The 24052-nt window shown below is 57.5% G+C and carries 13 protein-coding genes; 7 read left to right on the top strand and 6 right to left on the bottom strand.

All coding sequences use genetic code 11. The features are described 5' to 3' along the window. The gene (locus FFI95_RS03405) at positions 1–2352 is read left to right on the top strand and encodes a sensor domain-containing phosphodiesterase (RefSeq protein ID WP_144820987.1); all 2352 of its coding nucleotides are present in this window, start codon (positions 1–3) and stop codon (positions 2350–2352) included. Positions 2353–2404: 52 nt separating this feature from the next. Beyond that, on the top strand, positions 2405–2776 hold the full coding sequence (locus FFI95_RS03400) for a VOC family protein (protein ID WP_144820986.1): 372 nt from the start codon (positions 2405–2407) through the stop codon (positions 2774–2776). A gap of 28 nt (positions 2777–2804) precedes the next feature. Here FFI95_RS03400 and FFI95_RS03395 read toward each other — a convergent pair whose 3' ends face one another. Together FFI95_RS03395 and FFI95_RS03390 are read right to left on the bottom strand one after the other, a co-directional pair. After that, a complete protein-coding gene (locus FFI95_RS03395; protein ID WP_144820985.1) occupies positions 2805–5066 on the bottom strand; it encodes an ATP-dependent DNA helicase in 2262 nt (753 codons plus the stop codon). Next, complete coding sequence (locus FFI95_RS03390; protein WP_144821442.1) at positions 5063–6766, bottom strand: VRR-NUC domain-containing protein; 1704 nt, start codon at positions 6764–6766, stop codon at positions 5063–5065. Before FFI95_RS03390 ends, FFI95_RS03395 begins: the two co-directional genes overlap by 4 nt. Positions 6767–6866: 100 nt before the next feature. On the opposite strand from FFI95_RS03390, the gene FFI95_RS03385 reads away from it, so the two are divergent. The 5 genes from FFI95_RS03385 (at position 6867) to recD (ending at position 17205) form a co-directional block, all read left to right on the top strand. Then, entirely contained in the window at positions 6867–7337 is a 471-nt protein-coding gene (locus tag FFI95_RS03385; RefSeq protein ID WP_144820984.1) for a hypothetical protein, read from the top strand. A gap of 15 nt (positions 7338–7352) precedes the next feature. Continuing rightward, entirely contained in the window at positions 7353–7574 is a 222-nt protein-coding gene (locus tag FFI95_RS03380; RefSeq protein ID WP_144820983.1) for a hypothetical protein, read from the top strand. Between the two features lie 147 nt (positions 7575–7721). Then, positions 7722–11330, top strand: a complete 3609-nt coding sequence (recC, locus tag FFI95_RS03375; protein ID WP_144820982.1) for an exodeoxyribonuclease V subunit gamma — start codon at positions 7722–7724, stop codon at positions 11328–11330. Next, positions 11327–15049: an exodeoxyribonuclease V subunit beta gene (gene recB, locus FFI95_RS03370; protein ID WP_144820981.1), complete on the top strand. Its 3723-nt coding sequence runs from the start codon at positions 11327–11329 to the stop codon at positions 15047–15049. The genes recC and recB overlap by 4 nt, the downstream gene beginning before the upstream one ends. Beyond that, a complete protein-coding gene (gene recD, locus FFI95_RS03365; RefSeq protein WP_144820980.1) occupies positions 15046–17205 on the top strand; it encodes an exodeoxyribonuclease V subunit alpha in 2160 nt (719 codons plus the stop codon). Before recB ends, recD begins: the two co-directional genes overlap by 4 nt. Before the next feature lie 32 nt (positions 17206–17237). Here recD and torA read toward each other — a convergent pair whose 3' ends face one another. From torA to FFI95_RS03345, 4 genes are all read right to left on the bottom strand, one after another. Then, positions 17238–19754, bottom strand: coding sequence for a trimethylamine-N-oxide reductase TorA (torA, locus tag FFI95_RS03360; protein WP_144820979.1), 2517 nt, complete (start codon positions 19752–19754; stop codon positions 17238–17240). Then, complete coding sequence (locus FFI95_RS03355) at positions 19751–20422, bottom strand: TorD/DmsD family molecular chaperone (protein WP_144820978.1); 672 nt, start codon at positions 20420–20422, stop codon at positions 19751–19753. The genes torA and FFI95_RS03355 overlap by 4 nt, the downstream gene beginning before the upstream one ends. Next, the gene (locus tag FFI95_RS03350; protein ID WP_144820977.1) at positions 20419–22095 is read right to left on the bottom strand and encodes a c-type cytochrome; all 1677 of its coding nucleotides are present in this window, start codon (positions 22093–22095) and stop codon (positions 20419–20421) included. Before FFI95_RS03350 ends, FFI95_RS03355 begins: the two co-directional genes overlap by 4 nt. Before the next feature lie 136 nt (positions 22096–22231). Then, positions 22232–24034 carry an ABCB family ABC transporter ATP-binding protein/permease gene (locus FFI95_RS03345; protein ID WP_144820976.1) on the bottom strand — a complete coding sequence of 601 codons (1803 nt, stop codon included), beginning with the start codon at positions 24032–24034 and terminating at the stop codon, positions 22232–22234. Between the last annotated feature and the right edge of the window lie 18 nt (positions 24035–24052).

Below are 24052 nucleotides of genomic sequence, written 5' to 3'. Positions count from 1 at the left end.
ATGAGTGACACGGACACTGAAAACAAGCGACTTGCATCCCTGAAACGCCTCGGGCTTCTTGACACACCTCCCGAAGAGCGTTTTGAGCGACTGACCCGCATTGCCCAACAGCATTATCAGGTAAGAACAGCCTTATTCACATTGCTGGATGACGACCGCCAATGGTTCAAATCAAGGCAGGGGCTGGATGTAGCGGAAACTCCAAGGTCTGTCGCTTTCTGCGACCATACCATACGTCAGGACCAGGTCTTTATTGTAGAAAATGCCTCACAGGATCCACGTTTTCGCAACAACCCGTTTGTTCTGGAAAATCCTGGTGTGCGATTCTACGCGGGCGTCCCCGTGCGGGAACCCAGTGGTTTTAAAATCGGAACCCTATGCATTATTGACGATAAACCACGGCAGTTCGGTGAAAAAGACCTCGATGTGCTGCGCACGCTGGCCGTTATGGTAGAAGACGAACTGGAACGCTCATGGCTCCGGTCGGATAACAGTGAGCAGGTGTCCGTTTCCCACCTGAACCGGGCCATCCATCAGGCTCAGAACGTGTTTCTTACCAGTGATAATGAGCGTTCAGCCTTTGAGTATATGCTCAACGACCTTCTGGCCCTGACCGGCAGTCAGTTCGGCTTTATTGGAGAAATTCTGTACGACGACAAGGGCTCTCCCTTCCTGAAAGTGGGTGCTATTACCAACATTGCCTGGAATCCGGAAGCACAGGCCCTGTACCAGGAGGTGGAACGTCAGGGCATGATTTTCAGAAATCTCGATAATATCCTCGGGAAATCCATGCTCACCGGAGACCTTGTTATCTCCAACAACCTGCCCGAGGATCCCCGGCGAGGGGGTCTGCCGGTGGGGCACCCGGCAATCAACACCTATATCGGTATTCCGGTTTACTCCGGAACCACACTACTCGGGCTGATCGGTCTGGCCAACCGCTCTGAAGGCTATAACCGGAGTCTGGCAGATGAGCTGGCCCCCCTGTCCCAGACACTGGGCCACCTTATTGAGCGCAAACGTTTATACGAAGAACAAAGAACGCACCGGAAAGATATTGAGCTGGCCACTCATTACGATGCCCTGACCGGTCTGCCCAACCGTTACCTTCTTACCCAGCTGCTTGAGCAGGAACTGTTCGAGGCTGAGCTGAGAAACGGCCAGGTATCCGTATGCCTTATCGATCTTGATGGCTTCAAAGCCATCAACGACAAACACGGCCATCTGGTCGGTGATGCAGTTCTGAAGTCCGTCGCTGACCGGCTGAAAGTGGCTGTGAAGCCTCACGATATCATTGCTCGCTCCGGTGGGGATGAGTTTGTTCTGATCCTCAGGGATGTGGCTGATGAGCGAGCCTACGCCGGTATACTGGATGCCATGCGACGGCCTATCAACTTTCAGCACCATGTTCTCCAGGTTTCCGGCAGCATGGGGGTGACCCTCTACCCGGAAGACGATGTGAGCACAGATCTGCTGCTCCGCCATGCGGATCAGGCGATGTACGCCGCTAAAGAAACCGGAAAGAACGGTTTCAAGATATTTGATCTTGAATACCACTCATCCAGGAAAGCACGCTGGAGAGTGCTGGAGCAGATAGGAGACGGCCTGAACCAGGGCCAGATGGAATTGTACTATCAACCCAAAATCTGCTTTCGCAGCCGGACGGTGGACGGTTTTGAAGCTCTGATCCGCTGGAACCACCCAGAGGAAGGTCTCCTTGCGCCCGGAGATTTCCTGCAGCATATTGAATACACGGAGTATGCCCGCACTCTGGGAAACTTTGTCATCCGGGAGGCTGTAAAGCAGATTTTGGCATTTTCGCACCAGGGCCTGCCTTATACTCTGAGCATCAACCTCAGTCCTTCCCACTTCCTCTGCCGCGAATTCCGTCATGATTTAGCAGACGCACTGGAAGACTGCCCGAGGGAGCTGCGTGCCCGGCTTATTCTGGAAATCCTTGAAACCACAACCATGGACAATACCGACGCCGTTCAGGAAAACCTGAAGGCCTGCCGTGAGCTGGGTGTGGATATTTCTCTCGATGATTTTGGCACGGGTTATTCATCACTGGATTATTTCCGCCGTTTGCCGGCCCAGGAAATCAAGATTGACCAATCGTTCGTAAAGGATATGCTGGAAGACACAGATGACAGAATGATTGTCAGTGCTATTGTCAGTCTGACGAAAAGCTTTAATCGTCGCCTGGTTGCTGAAGGCATCGAAAATGCAGATGTGGAGAAGAAGCTGATCCAGCTGGGCTGTGACCTGGGGCAGGGTTTTTTCTACAGCAAGCCCCTGCCGCTTCCGGATGCTCTGCAATGGGCAGAAAATTTTCGTTGGGAAAACAGATAAAAAACCTGAAAACCAATTGCGCTTATACCCGCGCTGAACAGGAGATTACAGAATGATCGGATACGTCACCATCGGTGTCAGTGATATGGAAAAAGCCAAGAAGTTCTATACCGAGCTTCTGAATGGCATGGGCGCAAAGCTCCTCGTAGATATGGGGCGCATTGCTTTTATTGGTGAAAGTATGAAGGGCCCGTCACTGGCCGTTTGTACACCGTTCGACAGTGAACCAAACCATCCGGGTAACGGCAATATGCTGGCGTTCTGGCCCGGATCGAAAGAGGCCGTCGATACCTATTACCAGAAGGCCATCGAGCTGGGTGCCACCTGTGATGGTGAGCCGGGGCAGCGGATTGAGGACCAGTTTTACGGTGCCTATGTGAAAGACCAGGATGGCAATAAAATGGCGTTCTACCACTTCGGCTGATCCCTCTGTACCCGCTATCGGGGCAGTTTTACCGACTGGCCCCGATAGCAAACCACCATTCCGGCAACAGGCGCCTCGACTTCGGCTGCAAAAAACGGTCGTCGATCAGCCAGATTACGCCCTGATCATCCGGAGTCCGGACCACCCGGCCCGCTGCCTGAACCACTTTCTGTATTCCCGGAATCAGATAAGTGTAATCATAGCCCCTGCCAAAACGCTGCTGCAGCCGGGCCTTCAGTACCTCGTGCCAGGCATCAAACGGCGGCAACCCAAGCGTGGCCACAAAAGCACCCACAAGCTGGTCACCGGGCAAGTCGATACCCTCACTGAAGACACCGCCCAGCACCGCAAAGGCGACACTGCCACCAGGCTGGCGAAACTCTGCCAGAAACTCCTGGCGCTGCGCCTGGCTCATGCCCGGCTGCTGACTGCGCTGGGGGACATCCGGGGCCTGTTGCGCCAGGGTCTCACTGACTTCCTTTGCATATCTGAAGCTGCTGAAAAACGCCAGATAATGACCCGGCCGTTGCCGGTACTGGTGGGCGATCAGTTCAGCAATGGGCTCCAGGCTGGCCTCCCGGTGCGCCTTCCGGGTGCTGATCCCGGGGGTAAATTCAACCTGCAGCTGGTCTGCGCTGAACGAGCTGGGCAGGGAGGTGAAGCGGGCGTCCTCCGGCAGGCCGAGTAAATCCCGGTAATAGACGCCGGGGCTGAGAGTCGCGGAGAACAGCAGCATGGAATGGGCAGCCGCAAAACGGTCGGTGAGAAAATCCGCCGGGATCAGGTTCCGGAGCGTCAGGCTGGCGCGGCCACGGCCGGCGCGCTGGAACTGACACAGTGAGTGGTCTCCAAAACGGTCGGCCAGTTTCATAAAGGCCACACTGTCGAACAACAACTCCTGCAGGGCCAGATCCGGGGGATTGTCTGCGAGGTAGTCCGTAAGGCTGGAGACCATGCCTTGCAGGGCTCCCGACAATTGCGCGGGCGGAGAGTCAAGGAACACTGGCTGCGACGGGTCACCCTGCTCCCGGATCAGGGCCTGCCAGGCCCGGGCCGTGCGCTCCAGTGCCGCTTTTACCGGTTTGGGCGCTGCTTTCTTTGTTTTTAACAGACGTTGCTGGTCCAGCTGCACCGAATACATGCCCCGGGCCCGATCCACCAGATTGTGGGCTTCATCAACCAGCACGCTGGCTTTCCAGTTGTTCTGGCGGATCAGACCATGGAGCAGGGCGGACTGATCGAACAGGCGGTTCACGTCGCCAATTACCAGGTCACTCCAGCGGGCCATTTCCTGGGCAAGGAAATAAGGGCAAATATCGTGACCTGCAGCGATTTTCGCCAAACTTTCCTGAGTTAACGGCTCTCGATTTTGAATCGCCTCGGCCCGGGCATCGGGCAGGCGATCAAAAAAACCTTTGGCCAGGGGACAGGAGTCGCCATGGCAGGCTTTATCCGGGTGCTCACAGGCGTCGTCTTTGGAAACCAGTTCCAGGACACGCAGCGGCCAGGGCTGCTGCTCATCCTGGTTATGACGCAACTTGTCCACAGCGTCCAGGGCCAGTTGCCGGGCCGTGTTGCGGCAGGTGAGGTAAAACAGCCGGTCCTGATGGCCCGCTGGCATGGCCATCAAGGCGGGGAACAGGGTGCCCAGGGTTTTGCCCAGACCGGTAGGGGCTTCCAGCAGCAGGGTGCCGGCTTTCGCGGAGTTTTTGTACACAGTTTCCGCCAGTTGTCGTTGCCGGGGGCGGAATGCCGGGAAAGGAAAGCTCAGGCTGGCCAGCAAGGCATCCCGCTGTTCCCGGTGATGTTCTTCCTGATCAGCCCAGTCTTTGTAGCGACCACACAGGGTTTCCAGCTCCTGCCAGAGCTGGTCGGCCCGGGCGGTTTCAGTGAGTTCTGTTTCTTTGTCCCGGCCAATGTCGTAATAAACCAGTGCCAGTTCCACGCTGCTGTGGTTTTCCTGTCGGCACAGCAGAGCGCCATAGGCCCTTAACTGGGCCAGGTGCAAAGCTCGCTGGTGCTCGCGAATGCGGGATACATCACCCCGGTGGGTCTTGATTTCCTCCAGCCGGTTCTTGTGCGGGTGATAGCCATCAGCCCGGCCAGAGAGCTCTATTTCCATGCAATTCCCGGTAAGTGAATACTCGCTTTTATAGCCATAACCACGACGGGACTGGATAGCCTGATGGCCGGCAATGCCCTCATCAGCACTGGGCGCCGGGGTATACCGGAAATCCAGATCACCATGGCGGGCGGCGAACTCACACAGGGTACGAACGGCAACTTTCACGCACTGTCCCCACTGTCCTGCCAGCGCACATAGCACACCCGTGCCGGAATACCCTGGCGGGCAAAGAAATACAGCCAGCGAACCTGATGGTCCTGCAGGCGATCCCCGGGGCCTTTCACCTCGATCATTTCATAGCGCTGTTCCGGGTCTGGCGCATCCGGCACAAAACGGATCAGATCCGGAAATCCGCTACGGTGCTCCCTGATGTTGTTCAGCAAGCGGCGGAACAGAGCCTGCAGATGCCTGGCCGGAATGCAGTCCAGGGCCAGGATAAGCAAGCCTTCATCCAGTACCAGCCAGACCACGAACGGGTTAGCAATACCCTGCTTTTGCCTGAATGCCTCCAGAATGACCTGACGATAAGCCTCGGTTTCAAGCAGACTGAAGCGCTCCTCGAACGCCTGCTGGCGCCGCGCCACAAAATCGTCCCGCAGCAGGTCCGCCGGACCGGTATGGAAAGGGTGGAAGAAGGCCCCGGGCAAGGGTCTGAAGATAACCGGCCAGCACAAAAGTCCGAACAGGGCGTTGATCAGAGTGTTTTCCACATAGAACACCGGGGCTTCATCGGTGCTCAGATATGTGAGCGCCGCCAGTTCCACGGTGCCGGTTTCCGGCCGCGGCAGTGCCAGCCTGAACTCGGCTACCTCCGGGTTATCCACAGTTACAGGTTTGTGAGTACCTACTTTCGTTGCCAGTCGCTTCAGCAGGCGATTAAGCCCCTGGGTTTCAGCATCACTCAGTTCTGTCGCCTGCCATCGGCAGGCAATACTCCAGGCCTGATCAAAGCGTTTCATTCGCTCCAGCAGCCGGAGCTGTTTCAGCCGTGCTTCCCGGTGTTGGCTGGCACCCCAGACCTGCAGCGCCAGTTCCTGTTCGCCCTGACGGTCGGCCTGCCGGCCCAGCTCGAGTAACAGCCGCTCCCGACGGCTGGCCAGCCAGGGGTTATCCACAGGCGGGGGTAGCGCAGACCAAACCTCTGCCGCTGGCTCGCCATTGTCGAGGCGTTCCCGGCACTGGTGCATCTGCAGGTAGCAGTCCACGTCTGAGCGCTGCTGAAAAGCGCGGGACTCCGGGGTAAACGGTACCGGCTCGAATTGCTGTATACCCAGCTCCACCAGCACAAAGTCGGTCCAGCCCTGGCGCAGGTTGCCAAAGAACATCAGGCGGATACGGTCAAACAGTGCCATATCCTGAAGCTGCACAACCCCGGGCGGGTTATTGTCAGCCCCAGTCAGCCAATCCTGTACAGTCCTGGGTTCGCCGAACGACGCTGTCAGTGCCTCTCGCATTTGTGCCTTTCCGACAGTTTTCGAGTAGCCCTGTGCCTGCAGCCAGGCCATAAACGCCGGCCGCAACTCCGCCAGAGTGAATAAGCGGAAAAGCTCATCCAGGCAAAGATCCGGTGCCGTATCCAGCCAGCCATTCTGTACCAGAATCGCCAGCGCCTCGGCTTCCGGCACCGGCAGTTCCGGATAGCGGAGCTTGTCGACCCGGAACAGGTCACCATTACGCATCACCATTCGGGTCAGCAGGGCGCGGGGACCGCTGCCCAGAGCCGCAAAAGCCGCCAGCCGGTCCCGCTCCTGAGTAGTCAACAGGTCGCGGTGATGGTCATACACCCAGGCAACCAGAATATCCATGTTCTCCAGATAGTAGAGGGGATCATCCAGGCTTGCCGGAACCGGTCGGTGCTTGGTCATCAATTGCAAATCAGACTCCATGCACAAAAATTAATCTGAAGACCTTGCCAACCTTTCAAACGATAACTATTATCATTTGCATTAACGCAAGGAGATCGATATGAAACAGCTCTGCCAACGGCATCGCCACATGTTTACCAGCCTGTCTCTCAATGAACAGAATAATTTGTGGATGTTCTGGATGGAAAGCGCCTGCACCTTCAGCGAAACCAACAACACAGACAAAGTGCTTGCAGCTACCGGCAGAGCCTTTAACCTGGCCTGTCTGGCACGGCAGCGCTACCCGGACTGCATGCACGTGGAACTTACGCTATCCACTATTCTGGTGTGCCATGCTCTGCACAACCGTGGTGATTATGCCGCGGCGGATCATGTTCTGATCAATGCCCTGGAAAGCCTGCGCTCTGCCAGGCCCTGCCATAAAGGCGCGGATAATCACTGCAGCACTCAGGACTGCATTGACGTGCTGCTGAATACCTCCCGCCAGCCCCGGTTTTTTGCCGACTATCTGAGCTGGCCAGATTTCCCGCCTGCGCAACCGGCCAATCAACCCTTGATGGCGATTCACTGAACGTCAGGAGGCTTCATGGGAATGTTCATTCCAAACCCCGACAGGTTACAGCGTACCGATTATAAACCGATGAACTGGTCCGGCGAAGCGGATGCCGACCGGGTATCCATCTCGTTGTCAGCTGACTGTTTACGCAGACTGCTAGAGCAACAGCGGCTTCACGTTGAAGATATTGCCTGTCTGGATACAACCACCAAAGCAAACATTCGGCAGATGTTGTTGTCTCTCATTCACTGATCGATCAGTGAGGCGGTCTGACTGGCTGGGTTACTGCCAGTCCGTCGCCTTTGCTGTATTCCCTGTGATCCTCCTGTGCGAATGCCATGGTGCTTAAGGTAAGCTGTTGCTTTCGGAACCCAGCTTACAACGCAGCAAAGGAAACCCATGGCCGCTTTGTCCGCCCCAGAACACCCCAGCATCGAACCCGGCTTTCACGCTATCCACGCCAATCACCTGGAAGACCTGCGCCGGGCGGTGGTGTATATCTGCCGGCAGAACCCCATGCCGCCCCTGCAGAGTGAAACCTTTCTGGTGCAGAGTAACGGCATTGCCCAGTGGCTGAAACTGGCCCTGGCAGAAAAGGCCAGCGACGACGGTATGGAAGGCGGGCTGGGCATTGCCGCCGGCATGGATTTCCTGTTTCCGGCCCGCTTTATCTGGCAAGCCTACCGGGCTGTGCTGCCCGAAGGCGAGGTGCCGGAGCAGTCACCCTTCGATAAAAGCCGGCTGGTATGGCGGTTATACCGGCTTTTGCCGCAGTTGGTCGGGCAGGATGAGGCTTTCACGCCCCTGGCCCGATTTCTGGACGGTAAGGATGCCGATTTGCGTAACTTCCAGCTGGCGGAGAAGGTGGCGGATCTGTTCGACCAGTATCAGGTATTCCGCGCCGACTGGCTGGCAGCCTGGGAGCAGGGCAAAAATGTCATCATCACACCCAGAAACGAAGAAAAGCCGCTGGACCCGGAAACACTCTGGCAGCCTTTTTTGTGGCGCATGCTGGTGCAGGACATTGACGAAAATATCCATACCAGCCGCTCACAGATCCACACCCGTTTTATGGCGCAGGGCAAACACATCGACACGCCGGCCAACCCCTCCCGGTTACCCAGACGCATAGTGGTGTTCGGGGTGTCTTCATTACCAAGACAGGCACTGGAGGCTCTGTACGTGCTTAGCCGCTTCAGCCAGGTGGTGCTTTGTGTGCATAACCCCAGTCAGTTCTACTGGGCCGACATCGTCAGCGACCGGGAACTGTTGCGAGCCGAGCGCAAACGCGGCGCAAGCCATCCGGTGCTGTCCCGGATTGATGACAAAGACCAGCTGCACCAGCACGCTAACCCTCTGCTGGCTGCCTGGGGCAAGCAGGGGCGGGATTACATCCGCCTGCTGGATGAGTTCGACAACCCCGAAGAATATCGCAGCAGTTTCCAGACTCCGGACCAGAAAATCGATATTTTCTCCGAACATGGCTCCGGCGAAGCGCCCTGCCTGTTGCATCAGTTACAGAACGACATCTACAACCTTACACCTCTGCAGGAAATCCGTGACCAGGCACGCACGGTTGATATCACTCACGACCATTCCGTGGCCTTCCACGAAGCCCATAGCCCCCAACGTGAAGTGGAGGTGCTGCATGACCAGTTGCTGGCCGCCTTTAACTCGGACCCGGATTTACGGCCACGGGATGTCATCGTTATGGTGCCGGATATCAATGTGTATGCGCCCCATATTCAGGCTGTATTCGGCCGTTATCAACCGGGCCGGAAACGTCATATTCCTTTTACTATCTCCGATCAGGGCCAACGCCACCACGAACCGATATTGATAGCTCTGGAAACCCTGATGTCGCTGCCGCGCAGCCGCTTTGGAGTGAGTGAAATCATCAGTCTGCTGGAAGTGCCCGGCATCCGCGACCGTTTCGGCATTCGTGAAGATGATATCCCCCTGGCACGGCGCTGGGTGGAAGGTGCCAATATTCGCTGGGGCCTGCACAGTGAACACCGTGCAAGTCTGGACCTGCCAGCCAAGCTGGAACGCAACACCTGGCGATCGGGTTTGCGGTCCATGCTGCTGGGGTACGGTATGGGCGAAGACGATCCCTGGGCAGGTGTGGAGCCTTACGGTGAAATTGCCGGCCTGCAGGCAGACCTTGCCGGCCGGCTCAGTGAGTTCGTGCATCAGCTGGAAAACCTCTGGCAGGCACTGCAGAACCCCCGGACCCCGGAGGCCTGGGAGACCTTGCTCTCGGATATGCTGGAACAGTTTTTCCACAAAGTGGAAGACACCGATCTGTTGCTGCTCAACCGCTTCCGTCGCCAGCTGGAACAGTGGCTGGAAGACACTCTGGCGGCCGGTCTGGAATCTCAGACTTTGCCCCTGAATATCGTTAAAGACGTGCTCCTGGCCGGTCTGGATGAAGGTGGTCTGAACCAGCGTTTCCTCGCGGGTAAGGTGAACTTTGCCACCCTGATGCCCATGCGTGCCATTCCGTTCCGGAACGTCTGTCTGCTGGGCATGAATGATGGCGATTACCCCCGCTCCCGGCCGCCGGTCGACTTCGACCTGATGGCCGAGGATTACCGCCCGGGTGATCGCTCCCGCCGGGAAGACGATCGCTATCTGTTTCTGGAAGCCCTGTTATCGGCCCGGGAACAGCTGTATATCAGCTGGGTAGGGCGCAGCATCAAGGATGACTCCGAGCGGCCCCCGTCGGTGTTGGTGGCTCAGCTACAGGATCACCTCGACAGCCTCTGGACACTGGCAGACACCACCAACGCAACCGTGACCGGGGCCCTGACCACCCGGCATCCGCTGCAACCCTTCAGCCGGGATTATTTCCCCAAAGCCAATGCCCGGAACGACAGTACGGAAGGGGAGCCGAAGCCCCTGGCGGAAGTGCTGCAATCCCGCCACCTGTTCACCTATGAGCGGGAATGGCGCAGTGCCCATGGGACGGATACCACAGGGCAGGCCAGGGAAGCCTTGCCGTATCAGGCCCCGGAGGAACCCATTCGCCTGAATGACCTGGCCGGGTTCCTGAAAAAGCCCATCGACACCTTCTACCAGCGCCGCCTGCAGGTGCACTTTGAAGACGTAGAAGAGGATGATACAGACAACGAGAACTTTGATCTGAGCGGCCTGGAACGCTGGCGGCTGGATAACGAGCTTATTCAACACAGCGTGCTCAAGTCCGCGACGGAAGACGAGTTGCATGAGCACCTGGATAGCACACTGGACCGCATGGCCCGGCGCGGTGATCTGGGTATGGGAGTAACCGAACACCGCTTGCGCAACGAATTGTCCGGGCGCCTGCCGAATCTGTTCGGACGCTACCAGAGCGCCCTGGCCGAATGGCCACACGTCATCGCTGAACCCCTGGTGTTCAATTATTGGTTTGAAAACAGCACAGGTGCTGTGGAAGTGGCCGACCTGATTAACGGGCTGCGGCAAAATGCGGAGGGTGATCTGTGCCGACTGGTAGTATCCCGCTCCGGTTTGCTGACCAGCTCCGGTTCCAGCAGAAAAGTGCGCTACGCCAATCTGCTGCAGGACTGGGTGATTCACCTGGCAGGACAGCTCAGTGGACAACCGTTTACCACCCTGATTCTGGGCAAAGAAGAAGACCGCCGGTTCCAGTTTGCCCCAATGGCACCCGGGACTGCCAAACAGCACTTTAACACCGTGCTGAAACGCTGGATGGAAGCCACCACCCGGGCACTGCCGATTCACTGCGAAGCCGGCTTTGCCTGGGTGACCAGTTTCTATGGCGGCAAGAAACACCTTGGCAATCACGAACGCGCCATTGATGAAGCTGAAAAAGCCTATACTACGGCGCTGGAAAGGGACACCGGCTATTTGCGTGGCGCCTTCGAAACGCCGGAGCAGCTGATGGCCAGTGGCGAGTTTGAAGCGCTGCTGCACGACCTGTATGTCCCCCTGTGGGAAGCAGAGCAGGGCAAATCCGCCGCGGAACAGATCGGGAGCCTGTCATGAGCGAGCAAACACACAACCGTAACCCCAACCTGGACCCGTTGACCCTGCCTCTGAACGGCAGTGCCCTGATTGAGGCCAGTGCCGGCACGGGTAAAACCTTCACCATCGCCATTCTGTATGTGCGTCTGGTACTGGGCCACGGCCAGGCCGACGGCAGCCCCTTGCAGGATCTTCTCCCCCCGAAACTACTGGTGGTCACTTTTACCGAAGCCGCCACCAAAGAGCTCCGGGATCGCATCCGAACCCGGCTGACCCAGGCGGCCGAGGTATTTTCTGAAAATGCCGCCAGCCTGGAACTGTCAGCGGAAACCGAACTGATCCAGACACTTCGGGACCACAGCTACCCGGACCCCGCCAGCTGGCCCAACTGCCGCAAGCGGCTGCTGGAGGCTGCCGAATGGATGGATGAAGCCGCAGTATCGACGATTCATGGTTTCTGCAACCGGATGCTGAGTGAACACGCCTTCGATAGCGGCAGCCTGTTCAAACTCACTCTGGAGACCGACCAGAGTGAGTTGCTGGAAAATGTAGCCCGGGATTACTGGCGCACTTTTGTCTATCCATTGCCCCCGGCCCTGATGGACGAAGCCCTGAGCCACTGGAAAACCCCGGCGGACCTGCGCGGTGCGGTACGCAACCTGATTGGCAACCCCGACAGCACAGGCACACCGCCTGCGGATGTACATAAGGCCATCGAACAGGTCGTTAACGAACGGGAAAACCAGTCCCGGGCCCTGAAACGTTATCACTGGGCTCAGTGGCAGGGTGAAGTCGCTGATCTGCTGAATGACCTGAATAAACGCAAACGACTCAACGGCAACAGCAAGAATGCCATGCTGAAAGTCTGGAATACCCTGGTGGCCTGGGCAGAATCAGACGAGTTGCTACCTGAGAAGCTCGACAGCGCTGCCGGCTTTAAAAACCAGACACCCGAAGGCCTGGACGCTATTCTCAAAGGCGAGGACCCGGCCCCGCATCACCCGGCATTCGAGGCCATTGCAGAGCTGATGCTCTTTGGCCAGAACCAGCCCAGCGCCAAATCCGACATCCTGCGCCACGCCAGCCACTGGATTGCCAACCGGCTGGAAGAAGAAAAGCAACAGCGCTCTGAAATGGGCTTTGATGATCTGCTGACCCGCCTGGACGATGCTTTGCACGGCCCCCGGGGCGAACAACTGGCCGCCACCATCCGCCACCAGTTTCCGGTGGCGCTGATTGACGAGTTTCAGGATACTGACCCGGTGCAGTACCGGATTTTCGATCGTATCTACCGGGTCGAAGACAACAACCCGGCCACCTGCCTGCTCATGATCGGCGACCCGAAACAGGCTATCTACGGCTTCCGGGGCGCTGATATCCACACGTATCTGCAGGCCCGGCAAGGGGTAAAAGACCGTACCTACACCCTGGGTAAAAACTTCCGCTCCGCAGAGCCGATGGTAAGTGCGGTGAACCGGATCTTCGAATACAGCGACCAATACAGTAACAACGGCGCTTTCCTGTTTGGCCAGGGCGATACCTCACCCCTGCCGTTTCAGAGTGTCGCTGCCCATGGCACCAGGCGTCAGTGGCGGGTAGAAAACCAGGCCCAGCCCAGCCTGATGTTCTGGACTCACGAAACCGACGACACCGATAAGAACGGCAACCCCAAAAGCCTGGCCAAAGGGGCGGCCACCGAAGATCTGGCAGAAGCCTGCGCGAGTGAAATCGCCCGCCTGCTGACGCTGGGGCAGGCGGGGAAAGCCGGATTTGCCCTGCAGGAAAACCCGGACGACCTGGTGCCGGTCAGCCCCAAAGACATAGCCATACTGGTGAATAACCGCAACGAAGCCAGCGCTGTGCGCGAAGCCCTGGGGCACCGTCGCATCAAGAGTGTGTACCTGTCTGACCGGGGCTCGGTACTGACATCACCGGAAGCTACGGAAATGCTGTCCTGGCTACACGCCTTTGCCGAACCCCGGCAACTGGCGCACCTGCGGACGGCACTGGCAACGCCCACCCTGGGTCAGTCCTGGCAGGCGATGAACCGGTTGCTCACCGACGAAATCGCCCTGGAGCGGGAAATCGAACGTTTTATCGGTTACCAGCAACAATGGCAGAATCAGGGCGTGCTGCCCATGCTGCGCAGCTTTCTGATGGATTTTGGCGTTCCCGGCCGGTTACTGCAGCGGCCGGATGGTGAACGCCGGCTGACCGATATTCTGCACATTGCCGAACTGCTGCAGCAAGACAGCCTGCAACTGGACGGTGAACATGCACTGTTACATCACTTCACCCAGATTCTGCGCGCCGCCGACGAAGAAGACGAACACCGCACCCTGCGCCTGGAAAGCGACGCCGCCCTGGTGCAAGTGATTACCGTGCACAAGTCCAAGGGCCTGGAATACCCGCTGGTGTTTCTGCCGTTTGGTACCGCCCACCGTGCCCAGAGTGAGAAACAGTCGTTTGTCAGCTATCACGACGATAACAACAAACCGGTAATTGTCTTCGACCCGAGTGCAGAGGACGTTGCCAAAGCCGACCAGGAGCGGCTGGGCGAAGACATCCGTAAAATCTATGTTGCCCTGACCCGGGCCAGATTTGCCACCTGGGTAGGCGCTGCTGCTCTCGATAACTGGCAACAAAGCGGGCTGGGCTACCTGATTGCTGGCAGCGGCGCAAACTTAATCAGCCAGTGTCTGGGCCACCTGAGCGACGGCCAGCCAGAAATCTGCGTCACGCCGCTGCCGGAGGCAGACGAAACCCGGTACACCGAGCCGGCACCGGAAGCCCTGGGGCCGGCCCTGGTCTCCCACCGGGAAGCCAGGGAAGACTGGTGGATTGCCAGCTACTCTTCCATTGAGTACAGAGGTATGGCGGGCATCGGCATTGTGTTCACCGGAGAAGTAGAAGACGCCGAAACCCAGCACCTTCTGGAAGAAAGTGCCCAGAACACCGGAGAAGACGCACAGGTTCCCGGGCAGCATAACCATCACCATTTTCCCAAAGGGGCCGGACCCGGCACTTTCCTGCATGAACTGCTGGAATGGTGTACCCATAACGGCTTTCAGTGGGTTGTGGATAACCCGCATCAGCTGCAGGAACAGCTCATCCGCCGGTGCAGCACCCGCGGCTGGAGCGATTGGGCAGAGCCACTGGAACACTGGTTACTGGCACTGATAACCCGGCCTTTTCGATTGCAGCGCGCCGGTAGCCACGAAGTGAGTCTGGCAGAGCTGACAACCCTGCGCCCGGAACTGGAATTCTGGTTTGAAAGCCGCAACGTTGATGTGCCGACACTCGATCGGCTGGTGAAAGCCCACACCCTCAACAGGGCGGACCGGCCACAGGCACAGGACAAAATCTTCAACGGCATGATCAAGGGCTTTATCGACCTGGTCTTCGAGCACCAGGGGCAGTATTACGTGCTGGACTATAAATCCAACACTCTGGGTGAAGACGACAGCGCCTACACCGACCAGGCCATGGGTGAAGCCATTCTGGAAAAACGCTACGATCTGCAATACGTGCTGTATCTGTTAGCCCTGCACCGTTTACTGAAAGCCCGGCTGCCGGATTACGACTACGACCAGCACATAGGCGGGGCTGTCTACCTGTTCCTTCGGGGGGTGAACTCCGGCACCGGCGGTGCGTTTACCGACAAGCCACCCAGGGCGTTGATTGAGCAACTGGATGCCCTGTTTGATGGCAACTCTGCAGCAGGGGAGGTGGCGGCATGAACGGGACCCTGAACACCCCATTGCTAACCCACCTGGATAAAACCGATGCTCTTCTGGAACAGTGGCAGCAGGCGGAATGGATTCGGCCGCTGGACCTGGGCTTTGCCCGGCTGATCCGGGCGTTATCCGAAGAACAGGGCGAAACACTGTCACCTCTGGTCTTGTTACTGGCGGCACTCACATCCCACCAGGTGGGGCGCGGCCACGTGTGTATTGATCTGGAAACCCTGCTGGCCGACGCTGACACCACCTTATCCCTGCCACCGGAAGAGCCGGCCACAAACGACGCACTGTCTGCAGATCCGAGCCACCTGAAACCGGCTGACCTGCTCACACGCATCACCCTGGCTGATTGCCAGTCGGCGTTATCGGATGCCTTTGCGGTCAGCGATGGCTCGCCCGTGGCGCCCCTGATTCTGACCGAAGGGCGGCTCTACCTGCGCCGTTTATGGCGTTACGAACAGCGCATTGCCGAGGGCATTGTCCGGCGCCTGGCTCTGCCCTCACCGGTAACAGAACCGGATTCGCCCGCGGCACAGACACTGTCCCTGGCTTTGAACACCCTGTTCGGGCCCGGAGAAACAGTCGACTACCAGAAACTGGCCTGCGCTCTGGCCGCCCGCAGCCGGTTTTCGGTCATCACCGGCGGCCCCGGCACCGGTAAGACCACCACCGTGGTGAACCTGTTGGCTGCCCTGCAGGCCGTAGCCGGCGAAGACCCGGAGCGGGCCGGGCGCGCCTACCGTATCCGTCTGGCCGCGCCCACCGGCAAAGCGGCTGCGCGCCTGAACGAATCCATTGGCGGTGCCGTCAGTCGTTTACCACTGGCTCACCTGCCCGGTGGTATCAAGCCGGACGACATCCCCACCAAAGTCACCACCCTGCATCGACTGCTGGGCAGCCGGCCGGATTCGCGGAAATTCCGCCATAACCGCGACAACCCGCTGATGGTGGATATTCTGGTGATCGATGAAGCCTCCATGGTGGATGTGGACCTGATGGCCTCGGTATTCGATGCCCTGCCGGCCCACGCCCAGCTGATTCTTCTGGGAGACAAAGATCAGCTGGCCTCGGTGGATGCCGGCGCGGTTCTGGGTGAGTTATGCCAGCGGGCAAATGAAGGTCACTACACCCCGGATACGGCCGCCTGGCTGGCTACGATCACAGGTACACAGGTACCGGACACACTGATTGATAGCAATGGCCAGGCCATGGATCAGGCCGTGGCCATGCTGCGCAAGAGTTACCGGTTCCAGCAGGACAGTGGTATTCGTGTACTGGCTGAAGCCGTCAACGCCAGCAACCTTGACGAACGCATGCGCCGGCACATGCGGGAGGCAGCGTTCGACGATGTTATCTGGCTCAATGGCCACATCCGGAAACCCGAGCTGGACAGCACGCTGCAACAGATTTGCCAGCACGCCGTGACCGGCACCCCGAACGCCTTCCGCAACCAGGGGCAGGGCAGAGTGGTTAAAGGCGAGCAACTGCCGCCACCGGTCGGTTACCGCCATTATCTGGACATGCTGCGGGATCACAGGCTGAACTCCGACAGCCCCCGGGAAGCCTGGGACACACTGGCTCTGAGGGTGCTGGAGGCGTTCAACGACTTCCAGATTCTCTGTGCCCTGCGCCGGGGGCCCTGGGGCGTGGAAGGCCTGAATGATCAGATAGCAGAACATCTGTATTCACAGAAGCTGATACCCCGTTCCCAGGGCTGGTACGCCGGCCGGCCAGTTCTGGTCACAGGTAACGACTACAACCTGGGCCTGATGAATGGCGATATCGGGATCACCTTCAGCGTACCCTGGGATAAAACTGCCAGTGGCGACGTCAGAGAAACCCTGCGTGTGGCCTTCCCCAGCAGCGACGGCACGGAGTCTATCCGCTGGATTTCGCCCAGCCGGTTGCAGCAACTGGAAACTGTGTACGCCATGACCGTACACAAATCCCAGGGGTCTGAATTCAACCATACCTGCCTGGTGCTGCCGGACAGACTCAGCCCGGTATTAACCAAAGAGCTGGTATATACCGGGATCACCCGGGCTAGAAACTGGTTCAGTCTGATGACCGGCGATGCCAGCGTGCTCAGCGAGAGCGTTGAACAACGGGTAGTGAGGGCGTCAGGATTGGCATCCATACTCGGGGGGCAGTAACTGCCCCCCGAGCTGGGATACCTGAGGGGTGATCAGGCCGATGTTCCGGGTTTTGTGATGATTTCAGGTTGTGAGAACACGTAAACCTCGGGCAACTCACCTGTGAATTTCTCCACATCACCAGCACCGGTCTGGCCACAATTGGCTTGCGCCAGCTTGGATGTGGCGATTCCCGGTGTGAGGTTGTTAACGTCGCCATAACGGCAGAGGCTACCAATCTCACGCGGGTCAAGCGGGTCAAACCAACCCCCCTCTGAAACCATAATGACCCCCGGCATGATATCGTCTGTCACAACGGCACCTGCGAGAATCTGTCCCCGGTCGTTGAATACCCGCACCACATCACCGTCCTTGATTCCACGGGGTTCTGCATCCTCGGGGTTAATCATACAAGGTTCACGGTTTTGCACTGCATAGGTTTCCCGGAACGCAGTTCCACACAACTGCGAGTGCAGACGACCGGCAGGATGGTTACTGGAGATTCCAAGCGGATATTTGGTGGTTGGCCCATCCAGGCGCTCGATCGGCTCCATCCAGGTGGGGTGGGGCGGGCAATCGTCGTAAGCGAATCCGGCAATGGCCCGCGAGTATATCTCGAACTTGCCTGTGGCTGTCCCTAACGCGTTCAGAATCGGATCCTTGCGGAACGCTTCATGGCGCACGAAGTTCTTTTGTTCGTCTTCCAGTGGAAACGCGAGGGGTTTATTGGATTCCCAGAACACATCAAACACCGGCATTTCCATACCCTTGGCCCGGGCTTCTATTTTCGCGCCTTCGTAAAACCCGCGAATCCAGTCCATCTCAGAGCGGCCCTGGGTGAACTCATACCCCTTGCCCAGTTTGTCGGCAATGGCTGCAAAGATATCGAAATCGTCCCGGGCTTCAAACTGTGGCTCAACGATCTTCCGCATCGCAACAATATGGCTCAGGGCATAGTCCCCTACCTGTTCAATGTCATTACGCTCATAAGAGGTGGTGCACGGTAAGACAATATCAGCGTGGCGGGCGGTTGCTGTCCACTGGAAATCATTGACAATGAAGGTATCCAGCTCGCGCCAGGCCCTGAGCATCTCATTACGATCCTGGTGATGCGCAAATGGGTTGCCTCCGGCCCAGTACGCCAGCTTTATCACCGGCAACTCAATTTCGCTGCCGTTGAACTGCATGGTTTTACCGGGATTCAGGAGTGTTTCCACAAAACGCGCCACGGGTATCATTATATCACTGCCGGCTTCGTCAACCGATCCGCCCATACCGCCACCGGCAGCGTCATCGATAGCTTTCACAATGGGGCTGTTATGGGTAGGGGCACCGCCGGAAGAATAATGGTAACTCAACCCGTATCCGCCCCCGGGCAGACCAACCTGACCGAGCATGCAGGCCAGGGTGACCAGCATCCAGGTGGACTGCTCTCCGTGATGCTGGCGCTGCATGGAGTACCCCAGAGCCAGCATAGTGCGGTTATTGGCAAAGCGACGGGCCAGATCACGGATGGTTTCTGCATCTATGCCGCATATGTCTGCGGCCCAGTCAGCATCCTTGGGCTGTCCGTCTGACTCTCCGGTCAGGTAGGGTCTGAATTCTTCAAAGCCACTGGTGTAACGATCGAGGAACTTCTGATCATGCAGATCTTCACTCAGCAGTGTGTGGGCAATACCCAGCATCAGCGGCACGTCTGTCTGTGGTTTCGGGGCAATCCATTCCCCATCCAGATAGTCACAGGTGTTGGTTCTTAGCGGGTCAATGCAGAGAGTCTTTACTCCCGCTTCTTTAAGCTGATCGATACCCTTGAAAGCACCGTGATCTGCCACCTGCCAGGAAATCTGGGAATTGTTACGGGGGTCGCAGCCCCAGAACACCATCAGATCAGTGTGTTCTGCCAACACCGGGTAGGTCGTACACTGCTCGTAAACTTCAATGGACCCGGAAACATAGGGGAGAATAACCTGGGCCGCTCCGGTGGAATAATCACCAATACTTGAGGTAAAACCACCGGTCAGGTTCAGCATACGGCGCAGCAGAGTTTTACAGTTATGGAGTTTGCCCGGACTCTTCCAGCCGTAGGAGCCACCGTAAACCGCCTGCTGTCCATACTCTTCCCGTACGCGTGTCAGTTCGTTGGCAACCAGTTCGATCGCCTTGTCCCAGGATACGCGCACAAAATCACCGTTTCCGCGGCCGTCAGGATCTGCACCCGGGCCCTGCTCGAGCCAGGCACGACGCACCATCGGGTAACGAATCCGCGACGCTGAATAAATTGAATCGCGCACCCCCTCCAGCATAGGTGTAGGCTGTGGATCACCTCCCCAGGGTTTGAATTTTACCGCCCGGCCATCTTCAACAACGCCGGTGAACACGCCCCAGTGGCAGCCAGAGATGACTTCTTTTGAACCACTCTGAGCCATGGCCCCACCACTCAACAACGACAGCGAGAAAGGCATGGCACTGAGAGCAGCGGTTGCAGCAGAGCCTTGCAGAAAACGCCGGCGCGTGGGTGACTCAATATCTGTATGGGCAACACCGCGCAACTCGTGAGTTTTTTTACTCATGCAAACTCTCCTTCACATTGTTCGTTAGCGGACACCACAGCGGGATCCGTCATAAACAGCACAGACTGTGCTGTGCGGATCAAGGCAAGTAATAGCTTGCCTGAGCCCGCATAAAAACCTTCCGGGTCCAGGTTTTCCAGGCTTTGGACAAATCCGGGGACCCACCCCTGAAGGCGCCGTACCAGTTCGGTTGTCACAGAGGTATAACCACCGCCCAAAGCCGCCGTCAGAGCCGCTAACTCTATCGCTAAGTGATCGGCTGGTTCACAACAGTCGGCGCTGACATGCACATCCAGATCACGCAGGATCGCCTCCATCTCGGCGACAGGTTTGCCTCCAAGTGTGGGTACACCGTTCTCTTGCCAGGCACTTTCATAGGGCAGAACCGCGCGATGCCGGAAAATGCCTTCAAACAGCGCGGTGTAACGACGTTGCAGATGAACCGCCAGGTTCTCTGGGGTGTCCTGAGTGAGTTTGTCACAAAGGGCCTCCGCAGCAGCCGGGGCCTGCAACTGGGTTCCAATCCAGCGCAGGGCATTCTGGCCGGACGCCGAGCCGGCCTGCGCTACCTGCTGCGATGACATAGGCGCCATGAACAGTCCGCTCAACCATTCGGCGGCAACGATGAGCGTGCTGGCATCCGGGTCAGTGATAGCGTCCTGGCTCACTGGGGCACCCCCTCGCTGGCATGTTCAACGACCGGCTGATTAATGTCGCTATCAGAACCCAGATCCTTGGAGTGGTTCTGCAGGTACGAAAGAATCAGACGGTATTCATCATCGTTGAAGCTGGTGAAGCGCTTCATGGACGCAAGCGTGCCGACCCACTGGTTAGCCGTATAATGATCTTCGTCGGACAGTGAGTGGCAGGAAGAACAGCTATTCTGATAAGCATTTTTGCTGTAGCTCCAGAGCTCTTCCTGATTCAGGTTAAGGTCGTTGGCATCAGACCAGGCCTGCAGAGTCACCGGGCGCCATTGCTGATCAGTGTTTGTGTCAATTTCAGTTTCGCCACGCTGGCTCTCCGCGACTGCCTTATCCCCAAGTGCCGCAACAATCACCCGCTGCCCTTTGGCCTGGTAGATAACTGAGGGCGCATTTTCCGGCTGCCAGCCGGTAATCTCGAGCTTCAGTGTGTCTCCTTCTCTGGAAACAACCCTGGCTTTGGCGCCTCCGAGGAGTTTTCCGTCTTCCGTGTCTGCCTGCTCCAGGTCCGGGGTGGTATAAAGCGACTTGGTACCGGCGACAAACGCTGTATCACCCTGTTCGATCTGTTGCGGATCACTGGTAGGTAGAGGTATCCGGTTATCAACCGCACTCTCAAGCATCACGACTTCTTCAGTATAGTTTGGCTCAGGCATACCCGGAGCTGGCTGATCCACCGGAGTGATATGCTGAAGATAGGTGGCCATGGCCTGCTGGTCTGACCGCGGCAATTGCGACGTATTCACGATAACTTCCGCCATATCGCCGCCGGACTCACGCCCGATCGGGTTAACACCCGTATGCAGATAGTTGGCCATTGACGCCGCCGACCAGTATCCGATCCCGGTCTCATGGGGTGTGATATTGGGAATATAACCTGTGCCCTCCGGGTCCGGGCCACCTGAGTAGCGCTTGGCCTTCGGAATATTGCCCATGAACGTACGTGGCGAGTGACACTCCACACAGTGTGCAGGCCCTTCTACCAGGTAACGACCCCGCTCGAATCTTTCCCGGTCTACACCTTCGGGCAAATCGGCAACATCGGTACCGATTTCTTCAGGGCTCTTGCCATCCAGGAAGAAGAGACGCCAGACACCTATGCCACGACGAAGTGTATAAGGGAACTTGAGTTCATGGTCGGGCACAACCTTGTCGCTTTCCGGCAGCGTCATCATGTATGCGTAAAGATCCCGCACATCTTCAGGCGCCATGCGCTGGTAGGAAGTGTACGGAAACGACGGGTACAGGTTCTGGCCATCCGGCAGAATACTGTCCGGACCCACACCCTGACGCAGGGACCGGTCAAACTCTTCCAGAGTCCAGTTACCTATACCCTGCTCCGGGTGAGGGGAAATATTGGGCATATGGAACTTGCCAAATTCGGTATCAAGGACTTTACCACCGCCAAGCTGCTCGTGGCTGTCCTGTCCCGTCGTGGCATGGCAAGTGGCACAGTCTGAGGCAATAAAAACAAGCCGGCCATTTTCCAGATCCGCCGGGCTGTCCGGGCTCGCAGCAGGTGGAAGGCTGTGGGTTAAGGACCAGGTCCAGGGAGATGTGAGAACCAGGAAGCCGATAACCCCCAGAGCAGCAACTCCTGCTATCGCAATGGAGATTTTCTTGCGTGTACTTGCCATATAGTGCGCTCCTGAATTACGCCGGTTGCGCCGCGTTTTCTGCGGTTTTTAGTTTCCTATCTATGCCGCACCCTACCACTACAGGCCTTGTTATAATTGATAATTATCAGTTAAATAATGAAAACTTTGAAATGGTTCAATTTTCTCTGACAGAGTTCGTGTGCTGCTGTTGCAACCAGAGCCTGGCGTAATAGCCATTTTTTGCCAGCAATTCACTGTGGTTGCCACGTTCAACAATCTGCCCATGATCCATTACAAGGATCGTATCGGCAGCGCGCACGGTGGACAGGCGGTGGGCGATCACGAGGGTGGTGCGCTGACGGCTGACCTCATTAAGGGCCTCGAGAATGGCCTGTTCGGAGAGAGAATCCAGCGACGATGTGGCCTCATCGAGAATCAGTAACGGCGGATTCTTTAACAAAACCCGGGCAATGGCCACACGCTGTTTTTCGCCGCCGGAGAGTTTCAGGCCACGCTCACCTACCCGGGTGTTGTAGCCTTCCGGCAAACTGCGAATAAAGTTATCCAGATGCGCCTGTTCAGCGGCACGGTGCACTTCCGCTTCCGTGGCCTCTGGCCGACCATAGGCGAGGTTCCGGTACACGGTATCGTTGAACAGTACTGTGTCCTGAGGCACTGTGCCTATGGCCGCGCGCAGGCTGTCCTGACTGACCTCACGAATATCCTGGCCATCGATGGTGATACTGCCCTGGTCCACGTCAAAGAACCGGAACAACAGGCGGGCGAGGGTGGATTTACCGGCACCACTGGCACCTACCACTGCCAGGGTATGTCCGGCGGGTATGGTGAAATCCACGTTCTTCAGGATCGGGCGATCCGCGCGGTATGCAAAGTGTACCTGTTGGAATTTCACCTCCCCCTTGTTCACAACCAGTGCCGGCGCGTTAGCTGCGTCTTCAATAGCGGGCTTTTCCTGCAACAGCCCGAACAGCCGTTCCACATTCACCAGGGACTGGCGGATTTCCCGGTAAACAAAACCCAGCGCATTCAAAGGGATAAATAACTGAAGCAGATAGGCATTCACCATGGTGAAATCACCCAGGGTGATGGCGCCACTGGCGACCTCCCGCACCGCCATCACCATGATGACAATCATCGCTACACCGATGATCAGTGCCTGCCCGGAATTGAGCGCGGCCAGGGAGAGGCGGTTCTTCAGGCGGGCGTGTTCCCAGTCGGCAAGGTTCTCATCGTAGACCTCGGCTTCAAAGGCTTCATTATTAAAATATTTTACGGTTTCATAGTTCAGCAGGCTGTCTATTGCCCGGGAATTGGCCTGGTTATCCTGGGCGTTGGCCTCACGTACAAACCGGGTGCGCCATTCGGTAACAACAATGGAAAATACGACATACACCACGACAGCGAGAACAATGGCAAAGACATAGCTGGCGTTGAACGCGACCAGCAGAATGCCTGCTACCATCAGGATTTCCAGCAAGGTCGGAATAATATTGAACAGGGTAAAGCGCAACAGGAAGCTGATACCGGTAGTGCCACGCTCGATGTCCCTGGCCAGCCCGCCGGTTTTCCGGTCCAGGTGGAAGGCCAGCTCACGGTTATGCAGATGGCGGAACACCCGCAGCGAGACCCGCCGCATGGCACGCTCAGCCACCCGGGCAAACACCGCATCGCGCAATTCACTGAACAGGGTACTGCCGAACCTCAGCCCCCCGTAGGCAATCACCAGCGCCACCGGAATCCACAGCAACAGCTCACCCTCGCGGCCCTGGTCCAGATAATCCACAATGTACTTCAGGGCCACAGGCGTTGCCACGGTTGCCAGCTTTGCCACCACCAGAAAAGCCAGAGACAGCAGTACCCGCCCGCGGTACTCTGCAAGATAAGGCCAGAGCCCGGCAATGACTTTCCAGTTGGGTTTGTGGCCAGATGGGTAATCGTTGTCAGAATATGCACGCACGGACATTCCTTCATTTTT

Source organism: Marinobacter piscis, from assembly GCF_007671655.1.
Lineage (GTDB): Bacteria > Pseudomonadota > Gammaproteobacteria > Pseudomonadales > Oleiphilaceae > Marinobacter > Marinobacter piscensis.
Note: the sequence above shows the minus strand (reverse complement) of the source record. Positions and strands in the feature narration are given on the sequence as shown.

Coding starts and splice junctions, on each gene's coding strand:
- recC (WP_144820982.1), top strand. CDS start 7,722: ATGGCCGCTTTGTCCGCCCCAGAACACCCCAGCATCGAACCCGGCTTT.
- FFI95_RS03380 (WP_144820983.1), top strand. CDS start 7,353: ATGGGAATGTTCATTCCAAACCCCGACAGGTTACAGCGTACCGATTAT.
- FFI95_RS03400 (WP_144820986.1), top strand. CDS start 2,405: ATGATCGGATACGTCACCATCGGTGTCAGTGATATGGAAAAAGCCAAG.
- recB (WP_144820981.1), top strand. CDS start 11,327: ATGAGCGAGCAAACACACAACCGTAACCCCAACCTGGACCCGTTGACC.
- FFI95_RS03405 (WP_144820987.1), top strand. CDS start 1: ATGAGTGACACGGACACTGAAAACAAGCGACTTGCATCCCTGAAACGC.
- recD (WP_144820980.1), top strand. CDS start 15,046: ATGAACGGGACCCTGAACACCCCATTGCTAACCCACCTGGATAAAACC.
- FFI95_RS03350 (WP_144820977.1), bottom strand. CDS start 22,095: ATGGCAAGTACACGCAAGAAAATCTCCATTGCGATAGCAGGAGTTGCT.
- FFI95_RS03385 (WP_144820984.1), top strand. CDS start 6,867: ATGAAACAGCTCTGCCAACGGCATCGCCACATGTTTACCAGCCTGTCT.
- FFI95_RS03390 (WP_144821442.1), bottom strand. CDS start 6,766: ATGACCAAGCACCGACCGGTTCCGGCAAGCCTGGATGATCCCCTCTAC.
- torA (WP_144820979.1), bottom strand. CDS start 19,754: ATGAGTAAAAAAACTCACGAGTTGCGCGGTGTTGCCCATACAGATATT.